This is a genomic window from Streptomyces sp. NBC_01546 (assembly GCF_045208355.1).
Lineage (GTDB): Bacteria > Actinomycetota > Actinomycetes > Streptomycetales > Streptomycetaceae > Streptomyces.
In genome coordinates this window covers 8032767-8053791 of the sequence record NZ_CP109379.1, presented here as the reverse complement: position 1 = coordinate 8053791, position 21025 = coordinate 8032767, and the positions used below count along the sequence as shown (strand labels likewise).

Annotated in this window: 1 protein-coding gene; it reads left to right on the top strand. The window is 71.1% G+C overall.

What is annotated here, in order from left to right; all coding sequences use genetic code 11:
• Positions 1-20988 carry a hypothetical protein gene (locus OHA89_RS36675; protein WP_406368030.1) on the top strand — a complete coding sequence of 6996 codons (20988 nt, stop codon included), beginning with the start codon at positions 1-3 and terminating at the stop codon, positions 20986-20988.
• The last annotated feature ends 37 nt before the right edge of the window (positions 20989-21025 follow it).

The window sequence follows — 21025 nt, the reverse complement described above, 5'->3', positions numbered from 1 at the left end:
ATGTCCATCAATCCGCCCAAGGGAATCGCCGACTTCCTCGGATTCGTGACGGGCATGGAGTGGCCCCAAGCCGACGAGGACCTCATGCGGCGGGTGTCGGAGCACTACGCCGACATCGCGAAGGACCTCACGACGCTCTCCGGTTACGTCTTGGAGCTCATTCCGATCGTCAAGGGCGACTTCAAGGGCGAGGCGGCCTCCTCGTTCGTCGTGTCGATGAACGACCTGACGGGCCAGACGGCGGGTGCGAACCAGCTGGAGCAGACGGCGGAGCTCGCTCAGCAGCTCTCCGAGGTGGCTCTGAAGGTCGCCAACCAGGTCGAGTACACGAAGATCATGGCGATCCTGCAGCTGGTGGAGCTGCTGGCGCAGATCCTGTTCGCCACGATCTTCTCCGTCTTCACCTTCGGTTCGGTGTGGGGACCCGTGTCGGTGATGTTCGCGATGACCCGTGAGGGCCTCAAGGGCCTCTTCATGTGGCTGCTCAGCACGATCCTCAGCCAGACCTTCATCGGCATCACGGGTGGCATCTTCCTGGACCTGGTCATCCAGCTGTACCAGCTCGGCGCGGGCCACACCAAGGAGTGGAACATGGAGTCGATGATCGACTCCATCAAGCAGGGTGCACTGACCGGTCTGGTCGGCGGTCCGCTGGAGATCGTCTTCCACTACGGCGGCAAGCTGCTCGGCAGGCTCCTGGGCGGCCGCAGCCCGGCCTCGATCCTCAGCCGCCGGGTGGACGACGCGCTCAAGGGCAAGGCCGACGACAAGATCAACAAGACGCTCGACAAGACACCTGGCAACGGTGCCTCGAACGCCGGGAAGGACGTGCCGGGCGGCGCGGCCGGCGCGGGATCCAAGCTGGACGGCCCCAAGCCGATCGACAAGCCGGAGCTGCCGGCGAAGACGCCGGTCAACAAGGTCCCGGACGGCGCTCCGCCGACCCCGGTACGCACCGAGACCGCGGGTGACGCCGTCACCACGCCCCCCGCCGCCGCCAAGCCGGACGCCCCCGCCACGGCGCCCGGCACGGCGCCCGGCACGGCGGGCACGCCCGGCTCTGCCGGTACGCCCGGCTCGGCGGGCCGGCCGGACGCCCCGGCCGCGGGCAAGCCGGTCGGCGCCGGCGCGGCGGACGCCCCCGCCACCCAGCCCGCGGGCTCGGCGTCGAAGACGTCCGGGGCAGCCGGGAGCGCCGGCCGCCAGGCCGACGTCGAGGTGCCGCCGCGGCTGGAATCCCTGCTGGCCACCAAGCAGGCGCGGCAGGACTTCTCCAACGAAGTCGGCGATCTCCTCGGCAGTGTCAACCGTCAGCTGGAGACCGGCTTCCTGCGGTTCGGCGAGGGCACCATCGCGGATGCGTTCGCCGACAAGATGGGCGACATCTTCGCCAAGCACCTGGCGCTGGAGGGTGCCGACGCGGCGCTGAAGGCGGAGATGAAGGCCGCCGGCCGGGAGTTCGGCGACATGCTGGCCCGCAAGTGGGTCCGTCTCGGCGCCGACCACAGCGATCTCTCCGAGTCCCTGACCAAGGCCCTCGGCGATCTGGCGCACGTCCAGCCGCTGAGGAACCTCGCGGACGCGATGCCGAACCTCTTCAACCGTTCCGAGCACAAGGGCTTCTTCCAGCGGGTCCTGTTCCAGGAGAACCCCCTGCAGGGCAACCCCCTGTACCAGCTGGGCGGTGCCATCTCGTCGACCCTGCAAGAAGGCACCCACGAGATGCTCAGCGAGGGCTTCTACAACGTGGTCTTCGGGGACGGGACGTTCGAGGTCAGCGGCGGGCCGTTCGCCGCCGGCGTGTCGATGAGCCTGCTCGGCAGCGGTCTGCACCGGATGTTCGAGCCCGTCATGGTCAAGTACCAGGACTGGGTCCTCAAGCACCAGTACTCCGAGAACCCCAACGACAACAAGTACTTCGGCCTGCTCCACCCGATCAACATCGCCTCGTTCGTCGCGAACATGACCGGCAACCCCGCGCCCTGGCCGGTACCCCGCCCCACCTCCCAGACGCCGGACCCCAGCGTCACCGCCGAGATGAAGGCGATGGTGAAGTGGGTCTTCTCCAACCCCTTCACCGGTACCCCGTTCTTCTCCGACTCGCCGCACGCCGCGGACGTCCCGGCCTCCGGGTCGCTGGACGACGTACCCAACGTCGCCACCCAGAGCGACACCGGCAGCGGGTTCGACCTGCCCACCATCACCCCCGACCGGCCCTTCAGCGAGGAGTTCGCCGACCACCCGCTGTTCGGGGCCGATTCCGACAACGGGACCACCGCTCCGCCGGACACCGTCTCCTCCGCTCCCGAGTTCGACATGCTCATCGTGGACGACGACGATTCCGTCGCGGACGAGGACCTCACGCACCCGGCCTTCCTGCAGACCGAAGGCGGCGACAACCCCTTCACCTCCGAGGACACCCGGCAGCGGCCCGCGGGCGAGGGGCAGACCGCCACGGCGCCCGGCGGGCCGGTCCTCCGCGAGGGCCCCGAACGCACCGTCGACGTGCTCACCCCGGCAACCGCCCACACGCCGCTGACCGCCGTCGTCGTCGAGTCGGCGTACACGGACTCCGGGAGCACCGTCGCCGACGCCGGTGCCGGCACCGATACCAGCGGAAGCGGCGACGACCCCGACGGCACGTTCGTCACCGCCACCCCCGAGGGGCCGGACACCCCTCCGCCGGGCGACGACGACGGCGACGACACGCCCCCGGCGCCGGACGCACCCGCCCCCGCCATCCCCGCCGGCATCGCCGTCGGCGACCTGAGCGCCGCCCAGCTCAAGGCGCTCCAGCAACTGCCCGCACGGTCCGGCGTGTTCGTCGTCGGCATGCACACCGGCCGGCACGGTGCGCCCGACGCCGCCACCACCCTCAAGGCGCTCATCACCGCCCACGACACCGGCGAGCTCGACGGGATCACCCAGATCCAGTTCACCGCCTGCAGCCTGGCCGCGCCCGTCAACGAGGCCACCGTCAAGACCGTCATGAGCGGCCTGTGGAAGCACCGGGCCGTCGGCGAGACCAGCTCCACCCCCGACACCCTCAAGGCCATCGCCGCCGACGGCCCCGTCTGGGTCGTCCCCACGACCGGCGCCGACACTGCGCTCGTCACCGCCCATCACATCGGCATCACGCCCGACGGCAAGCCGACCGTCCTCACCGAGGGCGCCGCCTGGCACGAGTACTCCGACACCGGCGGCCCCGACCACGCCCCCGACCACACCGACACCCGTACCAGCGACATCCCCGACGGCGCCGTCCACGCGCACGTCCGCACCCCCGCGACCGCCGATCAGCACCCCGACGCCGTCAAGTTCGGCACGGAGCCGGGCGATTCCGGCTCCGTCAACGCGCCCGACGCCTCGATCGAGGACCGGGTACGGATCCGCTACCTGGAGGAATCGCAGACGTACGAGCGGCGCCTCGCGGATTACCTGGCCGGCCGGGACGACGTCAAGCAGGTCGCGAAGACCCTGGCAGAGACGGTCTGGCGGCGCCTCCCGCGGGACAAGCGGGGGAAGCTCGGCAGCAACGAGGCCACCATGCCCGGAATCGTGGGCAACAAGGAGCCGGAGCTGCGCCGCGTCGTCCAGACGGGCAATCTGCGCGAGCGGATGACCCTGGTCTTCCACGCCATCTCCACCCAGGTGCTGCCGACTGCGCTCAACCAGCTGGCCAGCTACCCGAAGGAGATCAAGGACGAGCGCCCCACCCGGCAGGAGCGGCCCGAGTACACCGGGTTCCGCACGCTCGACGGCGAGGTCACAAGGCTGAGCAAGGCCGGGCGAACGAATACACCGGAGTACCAGACCACCTATGCGGCGTGGTCCGCGCTGGCCAAGACCCTGCGCACGGACCTCAGGCCCGAAGGGATCACGCCGGAGCTGAGCGAAACGGAGCGGCTGAAGGCCCTGGACCGCCACGGCTCCCTGAGGTGGATACCGGGCGCGGCCAAGCTGGAACTCAAGATGAACACGCCGCTCCAGCTCACCAGTGAGCAGCAAGGCCGTCTGGTCATGACCGGCACGTCCGGGTCCGCCTTCTACTTCCACCAGTACGCCCAGCTGATGGCCGATCAGTGGTCGATGACCGTGAACCACCAGGCGCTGCGGCTGGCCCTGCTCGCCACCTTCGTCGGTCAGGGGCACCACTCCGTACCCGAGGTCATGGCGGGGTCCGCCGTCTACGGCCACCTGGCCGCTGTCGAGGAACTGCAAATGCCGGCCCGCGACTCCCGGACCGCCCCCGACTGGGGGCACTACCGCGACATCGGGCCGCTGACCGAGGCGGAGCTGCGCACCCACGTGGCCGTCGACGGGAAATTCCCCGACGAACGGGCCGCCGAGTACCGCGCGTCCCTCACCAACCCCGACGTCGAGATGACCGAAGCCAACCCGGTCCCCAAACGCCGCCGCGGCGACGACAGCGACGACGACACCGACATGCTGGACCCCAAGCGCGAGCGCCAGGGCACCAGTCCCGCCGTGCCCGAGAACTCCCCGTACTCGCAGCCGGGACGCAGGGAGCCCGAGGAGGTCACCCCCACGGACCGGCCGGTCACCCCCGAGCAGTGGTCCGGCTGGAAGTGGGCCCCTGGCCGCGAGGACGTGCCCCCGCCCGCCCGGATCCGTACCGAACGCTTCGACCCCGCGGCCGACCCGGACGACCCCGGGCCGTACTCCGGCACCGCGGACCGCCGCGGCGGCGGCCTGCTGGACGGCAGGGCCACCCTCATCAACGCCGAGGTGCAGCGCTTCAACGTCCCCGCGCAGGACGGCGGGCCGGGCGGAGCGGTACGCCTGGTCCAGGTCACCCTGCCCGTGGCCACCGACGGCTCGTACTCCGCGGCCGAGGTCGCCGCCCTGCGGGACCGGATGCAGGGTCTCCTCGACGCCCACGTGAACCTCGGCTTCGAGCTGCCCCGTACCAAGGACCAGCTCCGCATGGAGGTCCGGCTCGTCCCCATGCCCGTGCCGCAGGACGGCCCCAAGGGACGCGACTGGATCACCGTGAGCCAGGACGGCGGACCCGGCCGGGACTCCGACCAGCTCAACTTCCGCCTGCACGGCGACGACGCGGACCCGGTATCAGCGAAGCGCGACGACGCCATGCTGCTGCACGAGCTGCTGCACTACGCCGGTCTGCCCGACCGCTACCACGACGCCCGGTCGTTGTTCCGGCACACCCCCGAGCAAGCCGACGCGTCCGGGCTCATGGCCCAACTCACGCTCCCCGAGGGCACCTTCCCCCGGGCGTACCTCGAAGCCATCGAGAACGTCACGGAATCCGGCTCCGTCCTCCACGACAACAACGGCCCCGGCTCCTGGACCGTGCCGAACGCGCCCGTCCGTGACATCCCCGCGGGGATCACCGTCGGCGATCTGAGCACCGCGCAGCTCCAGGCCCTGAATCAACTCCCGCCTCAGTCGGGTGTGTTCGTCGTCGGCATGCACACCGGCCCCAACGGCGCACCCGACACCGACACCACCCTCAAGGCCCTCACCACCGCCCACGACACCGGCAAACTCGACGGCATCACCCGCATCCAGTTCACCGCCTGCGACCTCGCCAACCCCGTCAACGAAACCACCGTCAAAACCGTCATGAGCGGCCTGTGGCAACACCGCGCCAGCGGCGAACCCACACCCACCCCCGACACCCTCACCGCACTCGCCGCCAACGCACCCGTCTGGTACCTCCCCACCGGACAACTCGTCACCGCCCAACACATCGGCATCACCCCAGACGGCAAACCCACCATCCTCACCAACAACGCCGCCTGGCACGAATACACCGACACCGGAGACCCCGACCACACCCCCACCCACACCGCCACCCACCCCAACAACCACCCCGACAACAACCTCACCCCCACCACCGAACCCGGCAGCCCACACCCCCACGCCGTCAAATTCGGCACCGAACCGGCAGAGCACGGCCCCCTGTCACGGGTGCTGCCCAAGGAGTCCTGGCCGGAGCTGCTGGAGAGCCCTGACGACCGGATGACCACGCTGCTCGGGGAGGTGCTGGACGGGCAGCACAGCGACTGGCGGACGCTGAACGCCGAGACCTACCTGAAGCTGCGTGCCCGGATCGAGGGCGATGGCCAGCCCGCGCCACTCGACGCCGACGTCATGCGAGGCATCAACGACGCCTTCGATCACTACGACGACTCCATGCCCTCCGCCGCCGACGACCCTGCGCGGCTGAAGGTCATCGCCGAGACGGTCGAGTTGCTTCAGACCATCGAGGATCTGGATCCCTCGACCACGGCCGACCTCCGGTTCCTGGCCCAGCGCTTCCTGCTGGACCACGGCTACACCCCGTCGCTGCTGGACGCCGACGGCTACACCGCGGACTACTGGCAGGAAGGCGCGGACCGCTCCTACGACCTGGCCATCGGCATGGCGGCGTTCGCCCGTCTCACGTCCCTGCTGCCCCAGGGGTCGGACACGGCGGGCGGTCCACTGTCGCGCCTGCTGCCCGAGGCGTCCTGGCCGACGCTGCTGGCGAACCCGGACGACCGGACGACCGCCCTGCTCGGGGACGTGCTGGACGGACAGCACGGCGACTTTCGGACGCTGAACACCGACTCCTACCTCAAGCTGCTCGCCCGGATCGAGGGCGACGGGCCGCCCGCGGAGCCCTCGGACGGCGTACGGGCAGAGCTCGACACGATCTTCAACGTCTACCACCAGAGCGTGGCCGCTGCCTCCGGGGACAAGGCGCGGCTGACGGCCGTCGCCAAGCTGCTCAAGCAGCTCCAGAAGGTCGCGGGCCTCGAACCGTCGCCGGAGACCCGGATGACGGCCGACGTCCGGTTCCTGGCGCAGCGCCTCCTGCTGGACCAGGGCTACACCCCTTCACTTCTGCCGGCCGCCGCCGACACCGCGAAGTTCTGGAAGCGGATGGAGCGGCGGATCGCGGAGGACCTGGCCATGGGCATGGCCACCTTCACCCGCCTCCGGTCCCGCCCGGCCGAGCAGTCCCCCGATGTCGACACGGTGAGCGGTGACGGACCCGGAGCCACGGCAACCGTGACGCCCCCGGGTACGGGAACCGAGGCCGACGCCAGTGTTCCGCCGCCCGCCGACGGCGCCGGCAGCGAGCAGACCCGCGCGGACACCGACGTGGCGGAGGCCGAGGACGCCGCCGACTGGCGGGCGGAGCTGGCTGCCCTCGGTCCCCGTACGGCCGAGGTGACCACGGCCTACCTGGTGCTCCCGAACTCCGTGCACCAGGTGACGGGGCAGTCCGACGCGTTCCTGCGTACGGGCGACAAGCCGTGGGCCGCGCTGACGACGCAGCATCCGCCGCTCGGCGGGCAGACCCTGCTGGAGGTGACCGTTCCCGCCGGTCGCGCCGTCGACGCGGGTGAGGGCCGGCTGCTGGTCGGCAAGGACGACCTGACCCACGTGACCGTCACGGGCGTGTTCACCGAGGGCGGCGGGCTCCAGCCGTGGCAGGCCGCGACCGAGGCCGACCTGGTGGGTCTGCCGCTGGCGATGCTGACGCGACTGGAGCAGGCCTTGCACGCCAACCCGGGTGTGAACGCGAACAGCCCGATGGCGCGGCTTGCGTTGCGGATCAACTACACGGAGGCCTCCCGGCAGGCCGAGCGCCCGCTGGGCGAGTTCATCGCCGGGCTGGAGCCGGTGCAGCGGCAGGTGCAGCAATTGGTGCAGGCGCTCTGGGACAAGGCGGGACCCGACCTGCGTCGCAAGCTGGGCAGCGATGCCAACACCGGGAGCGGGTCCGTCGGCACGGACCTCGCCGAGCTGGAGCGGGTCGTCAGGGAGGGGAACCTCCGCGAGCAGATGTACCTGCTCGAACTCGCCGTGCACGGCGATGTCCTCAAGCAGCTGGTGGGCTTCAAGAAGACGATGCCGCAGGTCCTCAAGCAGGAGTGGGACAGGCAGGCGTCCCCCGACATCGCCCAGCGCCGCGACGCGATGCAGGCGCGGCTCGACGCGATGCCGCCGGGTCCGGACCGGGATGCCTACGAAGCCGAAGTGAAGCAGCTGGTCCGGACCGATCTGCGTGCGGACGAGGTGGTGCCGCCATTGAGCGACCGCGAGCGGCGTCACACCCTCGAGAACGGCCGGCTCGCCTGGCTCCCCGGCGAGAACCACCGCACGATCCAGATGGCGAGCTGGCCCCAGGCGACCGCGCAGGAGTCCGGCGGACTCCTGGGCGCCGGTACCTCCAACACGACGTACTTCGTGCTCGAGGCAGTTCACAAGATGAGCCAGAAGTGGGGCCTGACGGTCGACTACCAGCTGGTACGCCTCGCCCTCCTGGCCGACATGCTTCCGGTCCACCACCACTCGCTCCACGAGATCATGCGGGCGGCCGGCGAGTTCGGGCGGACGGTGCTCGGCAACGACGTGCTGGACTACGCCGACAACTGGAGCAGGTTCCGCTCGCTGGCGCCCCTGACCGAGAACGAACTCCGCACGGCCATGCCGGGAGGGAGGTTCCCGGACGAAGTAGCCCTCGGGCTGGAACCCCGTGAGACGTTGTCGGGCCCCGTCGATTTCCTGTGGCAGGGCCCGGACCCGCAGATCGCGGGGCGTCGCCTCTCGGAGGTGCTGCCCGAGGAGTCCTGGCCGGCGCTCCTGGACGGCGCCGACTCCCAGGACCGGGTGATCCCGTTGATCCGCGAGGTGCTGGACCGGCAGCCGAGCCGCAGTCGCGACTGGCGGCGGCTCCACGCCGACTCCTACCTGGAACTGCGCCGCAGGATCGAGGGGACCGAGCCGCCCGAGGAGCCCGAGGGGGCCTCGCCCTGGCTGCGCGACGAGGACGACGACGTGCCGGAGGAGGACACCGTACGGCGGGATCTCGACGCGATCTTCGATGACTACTATACGGCCGTCGCCCGGGCTTCCGGGGACCGGGAACGGTTGGTGGCCATCGCCGACGTCGTGCAGCGGCTCCAGCGGTTCGAGGGCCTGGAGCCGTCGTCTCCCGATACCGGGATCACCGCTGACGTCCGGATCCTGGCCCAGCGCTTCCTGCTGGACCAGGGCCACACCCCGGCGCTGCTGGACGCCGACGGCCACACCCTGCCGTTCTGGCAGCGGCCCGCGGACCTGATCGCGGACGACCTGGCGTCAGGTCTGGAGGCGTTCGCCCGTCTGACGCCCGTCCGTGACATCCCCGCTGGTATCACCGTCGGCAACCTGAGCACCGCCCAGACCGACGCCCTCGACGCGCTCCCGCCCCGGCCCGGCGTGTTCGTCGTCGGCATGCACACCGGCCCCGACGGCGCACCCGACACCGACACCACCCTCCGAGCACTCATCACCGCCCACGACACCGGCAAGCTCGACGGCATCACCCGCATCCAGTTCACCGCCTGCGAGCTCGCCACACCCGTCAACGAAACCACCGTCAAAACCGTCATGAGCGGCCTGTGGACACACCGCGCCAACGGCCAGCCCACCCCCACCCCCGACACCCTCACGGCACTCGCCGCCAACGCCCCCGTCTGGTACGTACCCACCCCGCACAGCGACACCACCGGCCACCTCGTCACCGCCCAACACATCGGCATCACCCCAGACGGCAAACCCACCATCCTCACCGACAACGCCGCCTGGCACGAATACACCGACACCGGAGACCCCGGCCACACCCCCACCCACACCGCCACCCACCCCAACAACCACCCCGACGACGCTCTCCCCCCGGCCACGGAACCCGGCGACCAGCACCCCGACGCCGTCAAATTCGGCACCGACACCGATTCCGTCTCCATCTCCGTCAGCATGGCCGGCGAACTGTTCAGGGCCCATGAGCTGACCGTGTCGTTCACGAAGGGTGGCAAGACCCTCGATCCGGCCGTCGGGCAGCAGCTCCACAAGTTCGTCCAAGAGCTGCTCCCCGAGCTGAAGCGCCGTCATTTCCAGCAGGAGGGCAGGCTCCAGATCCACGTCAACGCCGGTGGCAACCACTGGTTCGCCCCCGCCGCGGAGAAGACCGGCACCGAGCGCGCCAACTCCATCGTCGATGCACTCAGGTTGAGCATCAGGTCCGCCGCGGACGCGGAGAACGTCCCGAGGGCGGCCGAGATGGTCGACTTCGTCGTCTCCTCGCGGGGACGCGCGATCGACGAGGACCACACGGCGGCAGACGGTCCCAAGGCCGCCGTGCGCCGCCAGAGCACGATCATCACCCAGCTCCGGATCCCCGAGGTCCGGGACGAGTACGCTCCGTACCTCGCCGACGCGGCGAACCTGCTCGGCCGGCTCGACGGCAGCGCCGTCAAGGAACTGGACCTGGCGCTGGCCATCGGCCATGCCAGGGGCAACGCGACCCTGCGCGACGAAGCCGGGCAGCAGGGCCATCCCACCGCGACGGCGGTCAGGAACGGCCAGCAGGCCCTGCCCCGCCACCAGAAGCCCGTACGGCACAGCGCCCTGCTCAATCTCGCCGAGGTCAAGGCGCTCCGGCAGCAGGCCGACAACCGCGGCACCGAGCACTCCGCGCTGCCGCTCGACCAGTTGCTCGGACCGGACGCCGGCTGGAAGGCCGGGCCTCGGCACCGGCCCGCCCCGGACCACAACGTGGTCTTCGAGGTGCTCCCGCTGACCGCCCGGGACGCCGGGCAGATACTCGGCGAGGGCCGCGTGGTCTTCGCGCCCGACGCCCGCTTCGAGGTCGTTTCGCTGGAGCGGGTCGAGTCCGGCCGGACCAAGGTGACCCTCCGCGAGGTGAGCCCCCGGGCCCTGGTCGGCTCCGGCCAGGGGCCGTCCCGGCCACCGCAGCGGGAAACCCCGGCCATCGGCATACCGGGCGTGAGCTACCCGGGTCCGAGCCGTCCGCTGGACTCCACCCTGGTGTACGACGCGGGGAAGAAGCAGTACGTGTTCCGGGAGCCGAACTTCATCCACCGCGGGGAGGTGGAGGTCGAGCTGGTCGACGGAAAGCCGTTCGTACGCTTCTACACCACGGTGGTCAGCGAGGTGCAGCTCACGGTCGACCCGACCACCCCGGGGCGGGCCACATCCGTCGAGTTCAAGGACATCCAGCAGGACCCCGACACCGGGCGGATCGTACTGAGCACCGGCGGGACGAACGACACCGTCATCTGGACGGGTGTCGGCACTCCCGGACGGGCCATCGCCTGGGCCATGAAGTACAAGGCCGACGACCCCACGGTCAACAAGCCGGTCATCCGGTCCTACTTGATCCCGATGGACGTCTACCGCGAGATCACGACGACCTCCGTCCCCGAAGAGGACGTCAACGCGCCCGGTGACGTCTTCCGCGGTGACGACTCGCATCTCGCCGCGCCCGGACCCGACATCGCGCGGGACAAGGACCAGTACCCGCTGAAGTACGCCGCGCAGAGCCCGGGTTCCGCACCCGCTCCGATCCTGAACGGCCTTGCCCCCAACACCGACCGCACGATCAACACCGACCAGCCCGGCGACCGCAACCAGTTCGGCATCCGCGGGGAACACCTCGCGCTGCTGCGCGAGAGCATGCTGCCGCACTCGCTGATCACGTACTACGAGGACGCGGACGGCGTCAGCCCGGACCATCCGGACGCACGGTTCTCCAAGCACGGCCGCGTGGTCCACGTGAACGAGCTGCGTCGCCGGCTCGACATCCCGGACGTCGAGAGCCGCCAGCTCCTCGGCCAGCACAACCCCTGGCTTGACGGCAAGAAGCACCGCAACAAGCCCGGCGCGCTCCGGCGGATCTCCAACCAGCTGCGCACGCACTACGTGACCTGGCAGCAGTTCCGGCAGCTTCCCGCCCAGCGCATGCCGCACCCGCTGCTGGACGAGACCTCGGCAGCCAGCTACGACCGCCGTCTCGAGGAACTGAAGGTGTTCCTGCAGGACCACAGTGAAGCTTTCGCACAGAACCCGGACCTCGCCCCCGACCTCAGGATCCTCGACCACGACATCGAGAACCCGGACCACGACGAGGCATCGGTCGAACACTTCATGACGGAGACCGTCCTGACCTGGGCCTCCCACGCGGAGATCGCCCACATCCTTTCCCGCCAGGCCGATGAGGTCCTCGCCGACCGGAACCTGACGGACGCCCCGGTCATGCACGACTTCAACGAGATGGGCAAGCACCGCGACGAGGACGTCCAACTGCAGCTCCGGGCCGGAGAGAAGATCACCGCACTCTGGCAGAACGGGAACCCGACGTACCGGATGATCGACCGCCTGACGCGGGACTACCCCGAACTGGCGCACCGGTACGCCCAGATCTGCGCGAGTGAGGGGTACACCTTCTTCGAGCACGCCCAGATGGTCGTGGGCCAGTACCTGAAGCTCGCCGCCCTCGATGCCGACGACCCGCACCGGACGGTGCCCGTCGACGCCATCGTCAAGGCGATCCTGTTCCACGACATCGAGAAGGTGAACTCGAAGGCGATGTACGGGGAGGAGAAGGGGGCCCACGACCAGGAGCCCGAACACCGCGGTGCCGTCGAGCTCATGGGCAAGTACCGGTACTTGTGGGGCGACTCGGAGGCGGACACCCGGTCCTTCAAAGCCGCCGTCATGATGGTCGACTCCGACCCCCTGGGCTTCTACTACCGCAGCAAGCACTCCAAGAAGGCGAACGTCAACCGCGACACCGCCTTCCAGTGGATCGCCGAGGCCGCCTTGAAGCTCGACGGCAAGCCCGTGCTCGTCAACGACGGCGCCGGGCGCCGGCTCACGGAGCTGACGGATGCCGACGCCCTGGCCGTCTCCCGGCTCTTCCACGAGTTCCACCAGTACTACCAGGCCGACTTCTCCTCCTACACGACCTACAGCCGGTACGTCCGCCACGGCGACCTGGTCTGGAACCCCCTCGGAGACGTCCCCCCGCACCTCGCGAAGCCCGCGGCGGACACCGCGGCGGACATCGCGGCGGACATCGCGGTGACGCCTCGGGAGGACGACGCCGCGTCGGTCATGTCCGAGGACTCCCACGACTCCCGTGAGTCACAGGAGTCCCGCGCCACCAGTCTCGGGGAGCGCCGACCGGGCGACGATGCGATCGAGGACCAGGCCCGCCGGGGCAAGCCCTCCTTCAACCCGGTCTTCTTCCCTTCCGACGGCCAGGAGTCCCCCAACACCGCCTACCCGCTCCGCGGCGGCCCGCTCCTGGCCGTGGACGACTCGGGCGTGCCCGTACGTCCGCTCCGGTTCGCCTTCGCCCCTCAGTACGAGCGGATGTACGGGGAACTCGCCGCGATGTTCGCCGGTCCGGAGGAAGTCCGCGCCCACTTCCGGCGCATCGGCGAAGGCCGGGTGAAGTTCCTCTCGCGCATGCTCGGCGACCCGCAGGACGGCAAGGGAAAGGGCAAGGCCGAGGCCGAGGCCGAAGCCCCGGCCACGGACGTCACGGCAGTCCCCCAGTCTCCCGATGACGTCGACTTCGCCGGCTTCGACTTCGAGTTCGGCGGCGTCGACCTGGCCGACGTCGGCGTGGCGTCGAACGCCGACGGGGGCCCGTCGACCCCCCTGAGTGATACGGACGGCTACTTCCCGGGGGACATCTTCGGCGACGAGCCCACGCCGCTGGAGGACCTCGACGGGGCTACCTCGTTCGGGAAGGACGGCGCCGGCACCGCGGATACGGCGACCACGCCGGGCAACCCGAACGGCACGGCCGGCCGGGTCCACGAGATCGCCGACGCGATCACCAGGTCCCGCCGGGAGAACGACACCCACCACCTCATCGACCCGCGCACCGACCGCGCCGAGGCGGACGAGCTCCAGAACGCCATCGGCCGGTTCCCCCGGGACGACCGGTTCTTCACCCTCGCCAGCCATGTCGTGGGCATCGACGGCGCGCCCACCTGGCGCGGCCGGCCGGTCTCCCCCGCGGAACTCGCCGCCGTACTGTCCCGCCTCGCCGAGACCGGGGTGTGGGACACCGCCAAGCCGCTGCAGTTCGCGGCCTGTGACCTCGGCCGTGGTCTCGACCGGTCGTACGCCGCCGAAACCCTGCGCGAACTGCGCGCGCTGCGCCCCGACTTGCCGTTGACCGCCTACGCACCCCGGTCCACCCTGTGGTTCGTGCCCGCGGCGACCGGGCAGGCGTTCACCACCGACACCACCGGCCCCGGCCACACCGTCGTCGCCCACAGGGTCGGCTGGGACGCCAACGGCATCCCGCGGCTCGAACCCGACCACTGGGTCCGGCTGTCGCTCCCCGTCGGCGAGGGCGCCGCGGTCGAGCACACGGTCCTGGGCGCCCACATGCCCCCCGACGGCGCCCTGCCGCCCGACACCGTTGCGGCCCCGGACGGCTACCTCCCCCTCGCACACGGCACCCGTCCCCTGTCGGGCGCGGTCCCGTTCGGCGACACCGACACCGACACCGGCACCGACTCCGTACCGGACCCGCCCCGGGTTCCCTGGCACGTCGCGGACGGGGCTCTGGGCGACGGGTACGTCACGTCCGTGCACCCGTGGAGCGACGCCGACAGGAAGCAGTGGCTCGCCGCGACCGAATCGACGCTCGCCAAGCTGGACATGGACCCCGGGACCGTGAAGAAGGTCATGGAGCGACTGCGCCCGAGGGCCACCGGCGAGGACCCGGCGGCCTGGCAGCGATTCCTGCAGAACGGCCTCGTCTTCCGCGCCGACGGACAGCGCGTGACCCTGACCGCCTGGCCGGAGAACCTGCGCCACCACCGGCCGCAGCCCAAGGAGGAGCTGGCGGGCTTCGCCTCGCGCAACCAGCCCGTGACGAACCGTACGGTGACCTCGGGCGGCAACACCTCGGTCACCGCCGCCGTGGACACCGCCGTCAAGCTGCTCGACGCGGGCGCCCTGACCGGGGTGATCCCGTCCGTGCGCGTGCAGGCGGGCACCACGACCGCGACGTCCCGTACGGCCTCGGCGGAAACCCAGGGCGCCGGCCGGACCGTGGTCAAGGAGATGCACGAGTTCGACGGTGACGTACGGATCGGCATCCGCGTCGAGGGCGGCGCCCCGTTCACCTTCCGCATCCCGGACCGGCTGCGCATGGCCTTCCCCGAGGGGTCCCTGCCGCCGGCCGGGACGCCCTCGACCGGACCCCGGCCGGTGATGAACCCCGGTGGCCTGAAGGCGGTGCTGTCCACCGTCAACGCGGTCGCGCCGAAGCAGATCGCGGCCGATCTGGCGGACCATCTGGCGGCGGCGAAGGTGGCGCCGGACGTGGCCGCGAGGTTCCTCAACGAGGTCACCGAGGACCTCCTCAACGAGAAGACGCTCAAGGACAGCAACCAGTGGTGGACCAGCGGCAGTTGGACGTCCAAGGTCTTCACCGCCGCCGGTCGTCCGGGTCGCTCGCTGACGGGTCACTTCCAGGTGGGTGCGCGGCTGACCAGCCTTGAACACATGGGGGACACCGGCGGCAAGGTGCGGGTGCGGGAGGACTTCGCGGACTCGTTCGGCGTGAAGTCGAGCAGCAAGCACAGCGGCAAGGCGGCGGTGACGGTGACCACGTCCGCGCTCGTCCCGCTGAACCGGTACGTGGTCGTGCCCGGTGTGGACCTCGCGGTCAACACCGCCCGCGCCCACAACTTCGACGCCGGAGGCTCGGACAAGAGCAAGCAGAAGCTCAAGTTCGCCAGTGAGATCCAGGCCGACTACCGCGCGGAGGCCGACTTCCGCGTGGAGTTCACGTCCCTGTCGAAGCAGCCGATCCCGCCGTTCGAATCCCGGCTGGTGCTGGCCGTGGGCGTGCCGGCCTCGCAAGCGGCCCGGTTCGAGGAGCTCATGCTGGGTCCGGCCCCGACGGACGCGGCGAACCCTGTCGAGCCCGCCGCCCCGACCGCACCCCACCCAGCCGCCCCGGCCCCCTTGTCCCGCTTCCGTGCGGCGACCCACGCCGTCCGCGGCCTGCTGCGGATGGCACGCCAGGAGCCTGTCTCCCAGCGCGACGTGGGCGTGCGCCGTCCCTTCCCGACCGGAGGGATGCCGAGCACCGAGGGTCTGCTCAAGATCGCCAAACGGCAGCCGATCGAGGTCGCCGTCCCGCAGGGCCGCGTTCCCACCGGACCCGGCTGGGACCGGTTGACGGCTCACCCCAACGTGACCGTCGTCGACGACCGGGACTCCTACTCCTTCGCGCCCGCGACCGCGCCGGCGCCGGCGAACGGCCCCCACCCCCGGTTCCGCTACCACGCGGACGACCAGGGGGTCATCACGGCGGCCCGGCGTCTGGACACCACCGACTTCACGGGACTGTTCGGCCCCCTGGCCAAGGCCCATGAGGGGGGTGTCGCCGAGCTCACCGCGTTCCTCGAATCGCACCCCGAGCTCTCGCTGCTGGTCATGGTGGATCCGCAGTTCACCGCCGACCACGGCGACGCGGACGGGGACCTGCAAACCCTCCTCGACCACGATCAGGTCTCCCCGCAGTCCAGGCTCGGCGTACACCGCACCCTGTTGGTCACCGACATCACCGCCGACGGGACGATCAAGGTCCCGGGCACCCTGCGCCATCCGGTGGAGCAGGCGATCCGCAACCTCGCCGCTGCCGCCGCCCACGCACCGCAGCCGCAGCCGCAGCCGGAGTTCTCCCGTGCGCACGAGCCGCTGCTGATGCACGAGGGCGGAGCCGCGGAGCTGGAGGACTTCGCCGCCCAGCACGGTCCGGTCCAGCTCCGGATCAGCCCGCGGTACGAGCATGCGGATCAGCTCGCCGACGCGTTCCGGCAGGACTCCCACGTCCACCTGCCGGACGCGACGGGCACGCACGAAGCCACGTTCCTGATGGTCGTGGACGATACGGGCAGGCTCCTCGGCCCGTTCCCCAGGCGGGACTTCCCGGTGGACCCCCTGGAGCCGCTGTCCCTCGCCTCGCGCAAGGGCCTCGGCCCCGGCCTGGTGGGCGAGCTCCCCGGCTCCGAGAAGGTGCTGCCCGCGGCGCGCGACTGGCTGGACTCGCACCTGGAGGCCTCCGGCCTCAAGAAGCGACTCGGCGAGGACGAGTACGGGCAGTTCCAGCGCGAACTCGCGGCCGCCTTCGGCACGCCCGGCATGCGCGCCCGCTTCACCAAGCTGATCGGCTCCGGTGTGCCGGTCACCCTGCAGGCCGGCGACCACGAGATCCGCCTGCACCTGCGCACCGGGCTCGGAGAGCTGCGCGGTACGTCCGACGAGAGCGACGTCACGCTGGGGCGCTCGGCGGCACGGAGCACGAACTACTCGGTCGGCCAGAGCGACCAGGTCGCCTTCTCGGTCAGCGGGGGCTCCACGCTGCGGATCAACACGGACCACGGAGTCCGGGTCGAGGTGCCCGGAGTCAAGCTCACGGGCGGCGCCACGCTCTCGAACGACAAGGAATCCCTGAGCTCCACGGTCAAGTCGTCCCACGGGGAGGAGTCCACCGGCGCGCACACCGCGTTCACCTACGCGGCCGTGCACCACCTCACCGCCACCGTCCACGACGGGGACGGCGAGCTGGTGTCCGGCACCTCCCTGGAATTCGGCGGCGACGAGGTCTCCGCCGTGGTGCGCGTGAGCAACGAACACCTGCCGACCGCCCCGCACGACCCCGCAGATCTCGTCACGGTCGGCACCACGACGGTCTTCGCGGGCCGGGACGAACCGGGCTGGGTCGGTGAAGGCGACCGCCAGACCCGGGAACTCGCCCTGCCCCACTCCGGCCTCGGCGGCATCCACCCCGAGTTCCTGGGCACGAGGGAGGTGGCCGCTGCCGCCGCGGCGTTCGTCGCCGAGCGCGGCGACGGCGCCGCGCCGACCGGGCTCGACACCGAGTTCGGCAAGCATGCGGGCGACACGGTGGGTGCGCTGCGCCGGGGCCTCACGCCGGAGATCGAGGAGATCTTCGGTCCGGGCTTCCTACGCTCCGAGTTCGAGCAGCTCACCGGCCCGGACGGCGCGGTGTTCCCGCTTCCGCCGAGCCCCGGCGGGCACCCGCAGGCGCTGGTGGTCAAGCTGAGGCTCGCCGGGCCGGCACACGAGACGTCCGGCAGTGAGACCAGCCTGTCGCACAGCACGGAGACCGGTACGAAGTCCAGCTTCACCGACACCTCTTCGCGCCATATCGGTGGCACCTTCAGCGCCGGTGTCTACGCCAGTCCCAACGGCACCACGGGCGTCGCCTTCGCCGCGAACGGCTCGGCGGAGGGCACGAGGACGTACACGAACACGGCCAGTCGGGTCTCGGCCGGCACCGTCTCCTCCACCCTGACCTACACGGGGACGAGCCACCGCTTCCGTGCCGACGCGCACTTCGAGATCACCCACCACACCTGGCTGCCCGCCGGCCGGTACAAGGCCGTCTCCGACACGGCGACCCTGTACGCGAAGGTCACCGGCGGCGTCGAGCTGGCGGTCCCGGACCGGCAGGCCCGCGATCTGGGCCTGCCGGTCCCGCCCGAGGCGGGCCCGGCACCCGGGTCCGGCCCGCAGGCGCAGCGCTCGTACGTCAACGCCGATCTGGCGCACGCCGTCTCGCACGTGGAGAAGCTCGACGCGGACCAGGTGCTGCCCGCCATCAAGGAGGCGCTGCGGGAACTCAAGGTCATCCCGGACGAGCTGCGCGACACTCCGACGGATCTCTTGCGGGGCATCGCCTCGGTGTTCGCCAAGGAGTCGCTGCGCGCCGACTTCACCGCCCTCAGGACCACGTCCGTACGCCAGTTGCTCAAGCTCGAACTGCCCGGAGGCGGCACCCGCCTGATCGGCATCCGGGCCACCGCCGAGGTCGGGGACGCGACGTACGAGCGGCCCCGCAGCGGCGTGGTCATGTCCGTCGGCGACACGGCCACGACCACCCTCGGCTCCTCCTCCGGCACCTCCGACAAAGTCGGTGTACAGGGCGGCGTCACCGTGAGGGGAACCTCCGCGGTGGGCGGTCCGCGCGGCGGTGTCAGGCTCGGCGGCGGCGCGGAGGCCTCCGCGGGCCGGACCGCGACCGACACGGCCACGGTGCGCGACCAGCACGGGCTCGAATTCACGGGAGAGGCACAGGAGTTCTCGCACCCGGTGCGCTACGAGGTGGAGATCTTCGACGGCGGTGAGCCGCACCAGCTGGCACGGCTGGCGGGTGCGGCCCTCACCGCCCCGGCGCGACTGGTCGACTGGGCCACGGACGGCCGGGCCGGCCGCTGGTTCACGGACCAGTGGGGCGCCCAGTGGGACGGGATCTTCCCCTCGGGGCACGAGCCGAAGCGACAGTTCGGCGTCCCGGGCGGCCGGGTCCACCTGCTCGTCCCGGACCATCTGACGCAGCCGGGTCCCGGCACGCACACCCCGGCCGTCCCGGTGGCCGGGCACGTCCGCCCGAACGGGCCGACGGCGGTCCCCGGGCCGGTGCGGAGGCTGACCTCGGACCTGGCCCCGGTCATGCAGGGCCTGGCGATGCCCGGACTGGACCGGGTGCTGCCCTGGCTGTCGGCTGCGGCTTCCCTGCCGCACCGGGTGGTGGCGGGCGACACGACGGCGCCGCGGCGGCGGGACCTCGCCCCGACCACCCTGGCGGGGCTGCGCGCGGACGTGCTGACGACCGAGCGGAACCTGCGCTCCAACATCGCCTCGTTGCTCGGCGAGGGGTACGTGGTGCCGGTGGCCGGCGGCAAGCAGGTCACCGTACGACTGGTGGTCCACCGGACCCGGCACCTGACCTCCGGCGAGTTCGACAGCGGCGTCGAGACCGGGGTCAAGGAGCGGGAGACGGAGAGGGAACGGGAACGGACCGCGGGGATCTGGTCCGCCTCGGTCACCCCGGACGCCGGCGGCCACGCCACGAACGGCAGCGCACCGGTCTCCTTCGGAGGGGAACGGGGCGGCAGCCACAGCTCCTCGCAGAGCGAGACGGTGGACGAGCGCGAGAAGACGAAGGGGACTCAGCACTACTACGAGGCCGACGTCACCTGGGTGCTCACCGGGCGAGACGGGACCACTGTGGAGGTCAAGGCCGACGGTGGCCTGATCGGCCTGCTGCACGGATCGCACGTCGAGAAGCTGACGGCGAAGCACGGTGCCCTGTTCGGGCCCGGGCCGGACCCGGCCACACCGGTGGCCGATCAGCCGAACCCGGACCCGATTCCGACGATCACGTTCACCCCGCCCTCCGACGAGCCGCCCGCCGCACCGGACGCCCCGGCCCCGGCACGGCCGCTCGTCCCCTACGAGCTGACCGAGTACGAGACGGGAGGTACGACCCCGCTCGCCACCCACCGGGCGGAGGACGCACGCATCGAGGCGTCGGCGAACGGTGCGGACCCGTACGAGCTCGCGCTGAACGGCCCGGCCAAGGACGCCGCGTCGTTCCCGGTCTACCGACCGGTCCGCCCGCTCCACACCGCGGACCGCCCCGCCTTCACGGTGTCCGGTGACCATCGGTACGCGCTGCCCGTGCACGACGGCCGGCGCAGGGAGTTCTACGCCGCCCCGGAGGCCGTTGAACAGGCACGGGCCGGCCTCGCCGCGGCCGGCAGCACGCTGCGGCTGACGGTGGACGACACCTCGTACGTCCGCTTCCGCCGGGACGACACGGAGCACACCCTGCTCCGGATCACCGTCGAGGGCGAGAGCTCCGGCAGCTCCGCAGCGGTCGTCCTGGTCGGCGATCCCCAGGGCCACCACCTCATGCTGCGCAGCGCCTCACGGCCCGGCCGGCTGGAGGAGGACATGCGCGAGGCGGTGGAGACCAACCTCAGGCACTATGGCGATCAACTGCACGACATCGCACGGCAGTTGGAGCAGTCCGACCCCGACCGGACTGACGGGCGGACGGCCCTCGCCCGGGCCATGGCGGACCTCCGCCGGGCGCGCGGGGAGCTCGCCGTCCTGGACCGTGATCCGGCGGCCTCTCCCGATCCTGCGGCGGAACGCGCCCGGTTGGAGCGGGCGCAGGCGGCGGCCCTCGCGGCGGCGGTGCGGGCGCTGGCCGCCTCTGCGGGAGCCGAGTACGGCACCCCGGACGAGGACTGGTACCTCCACCTGAACCCGGGGGCCCTGCTCGCGCTGCCCACCGTGGACTGGTCGGCGTGAACCGCGCCCGGCGTTCCGTACGTTCTCCCGGGAGCGT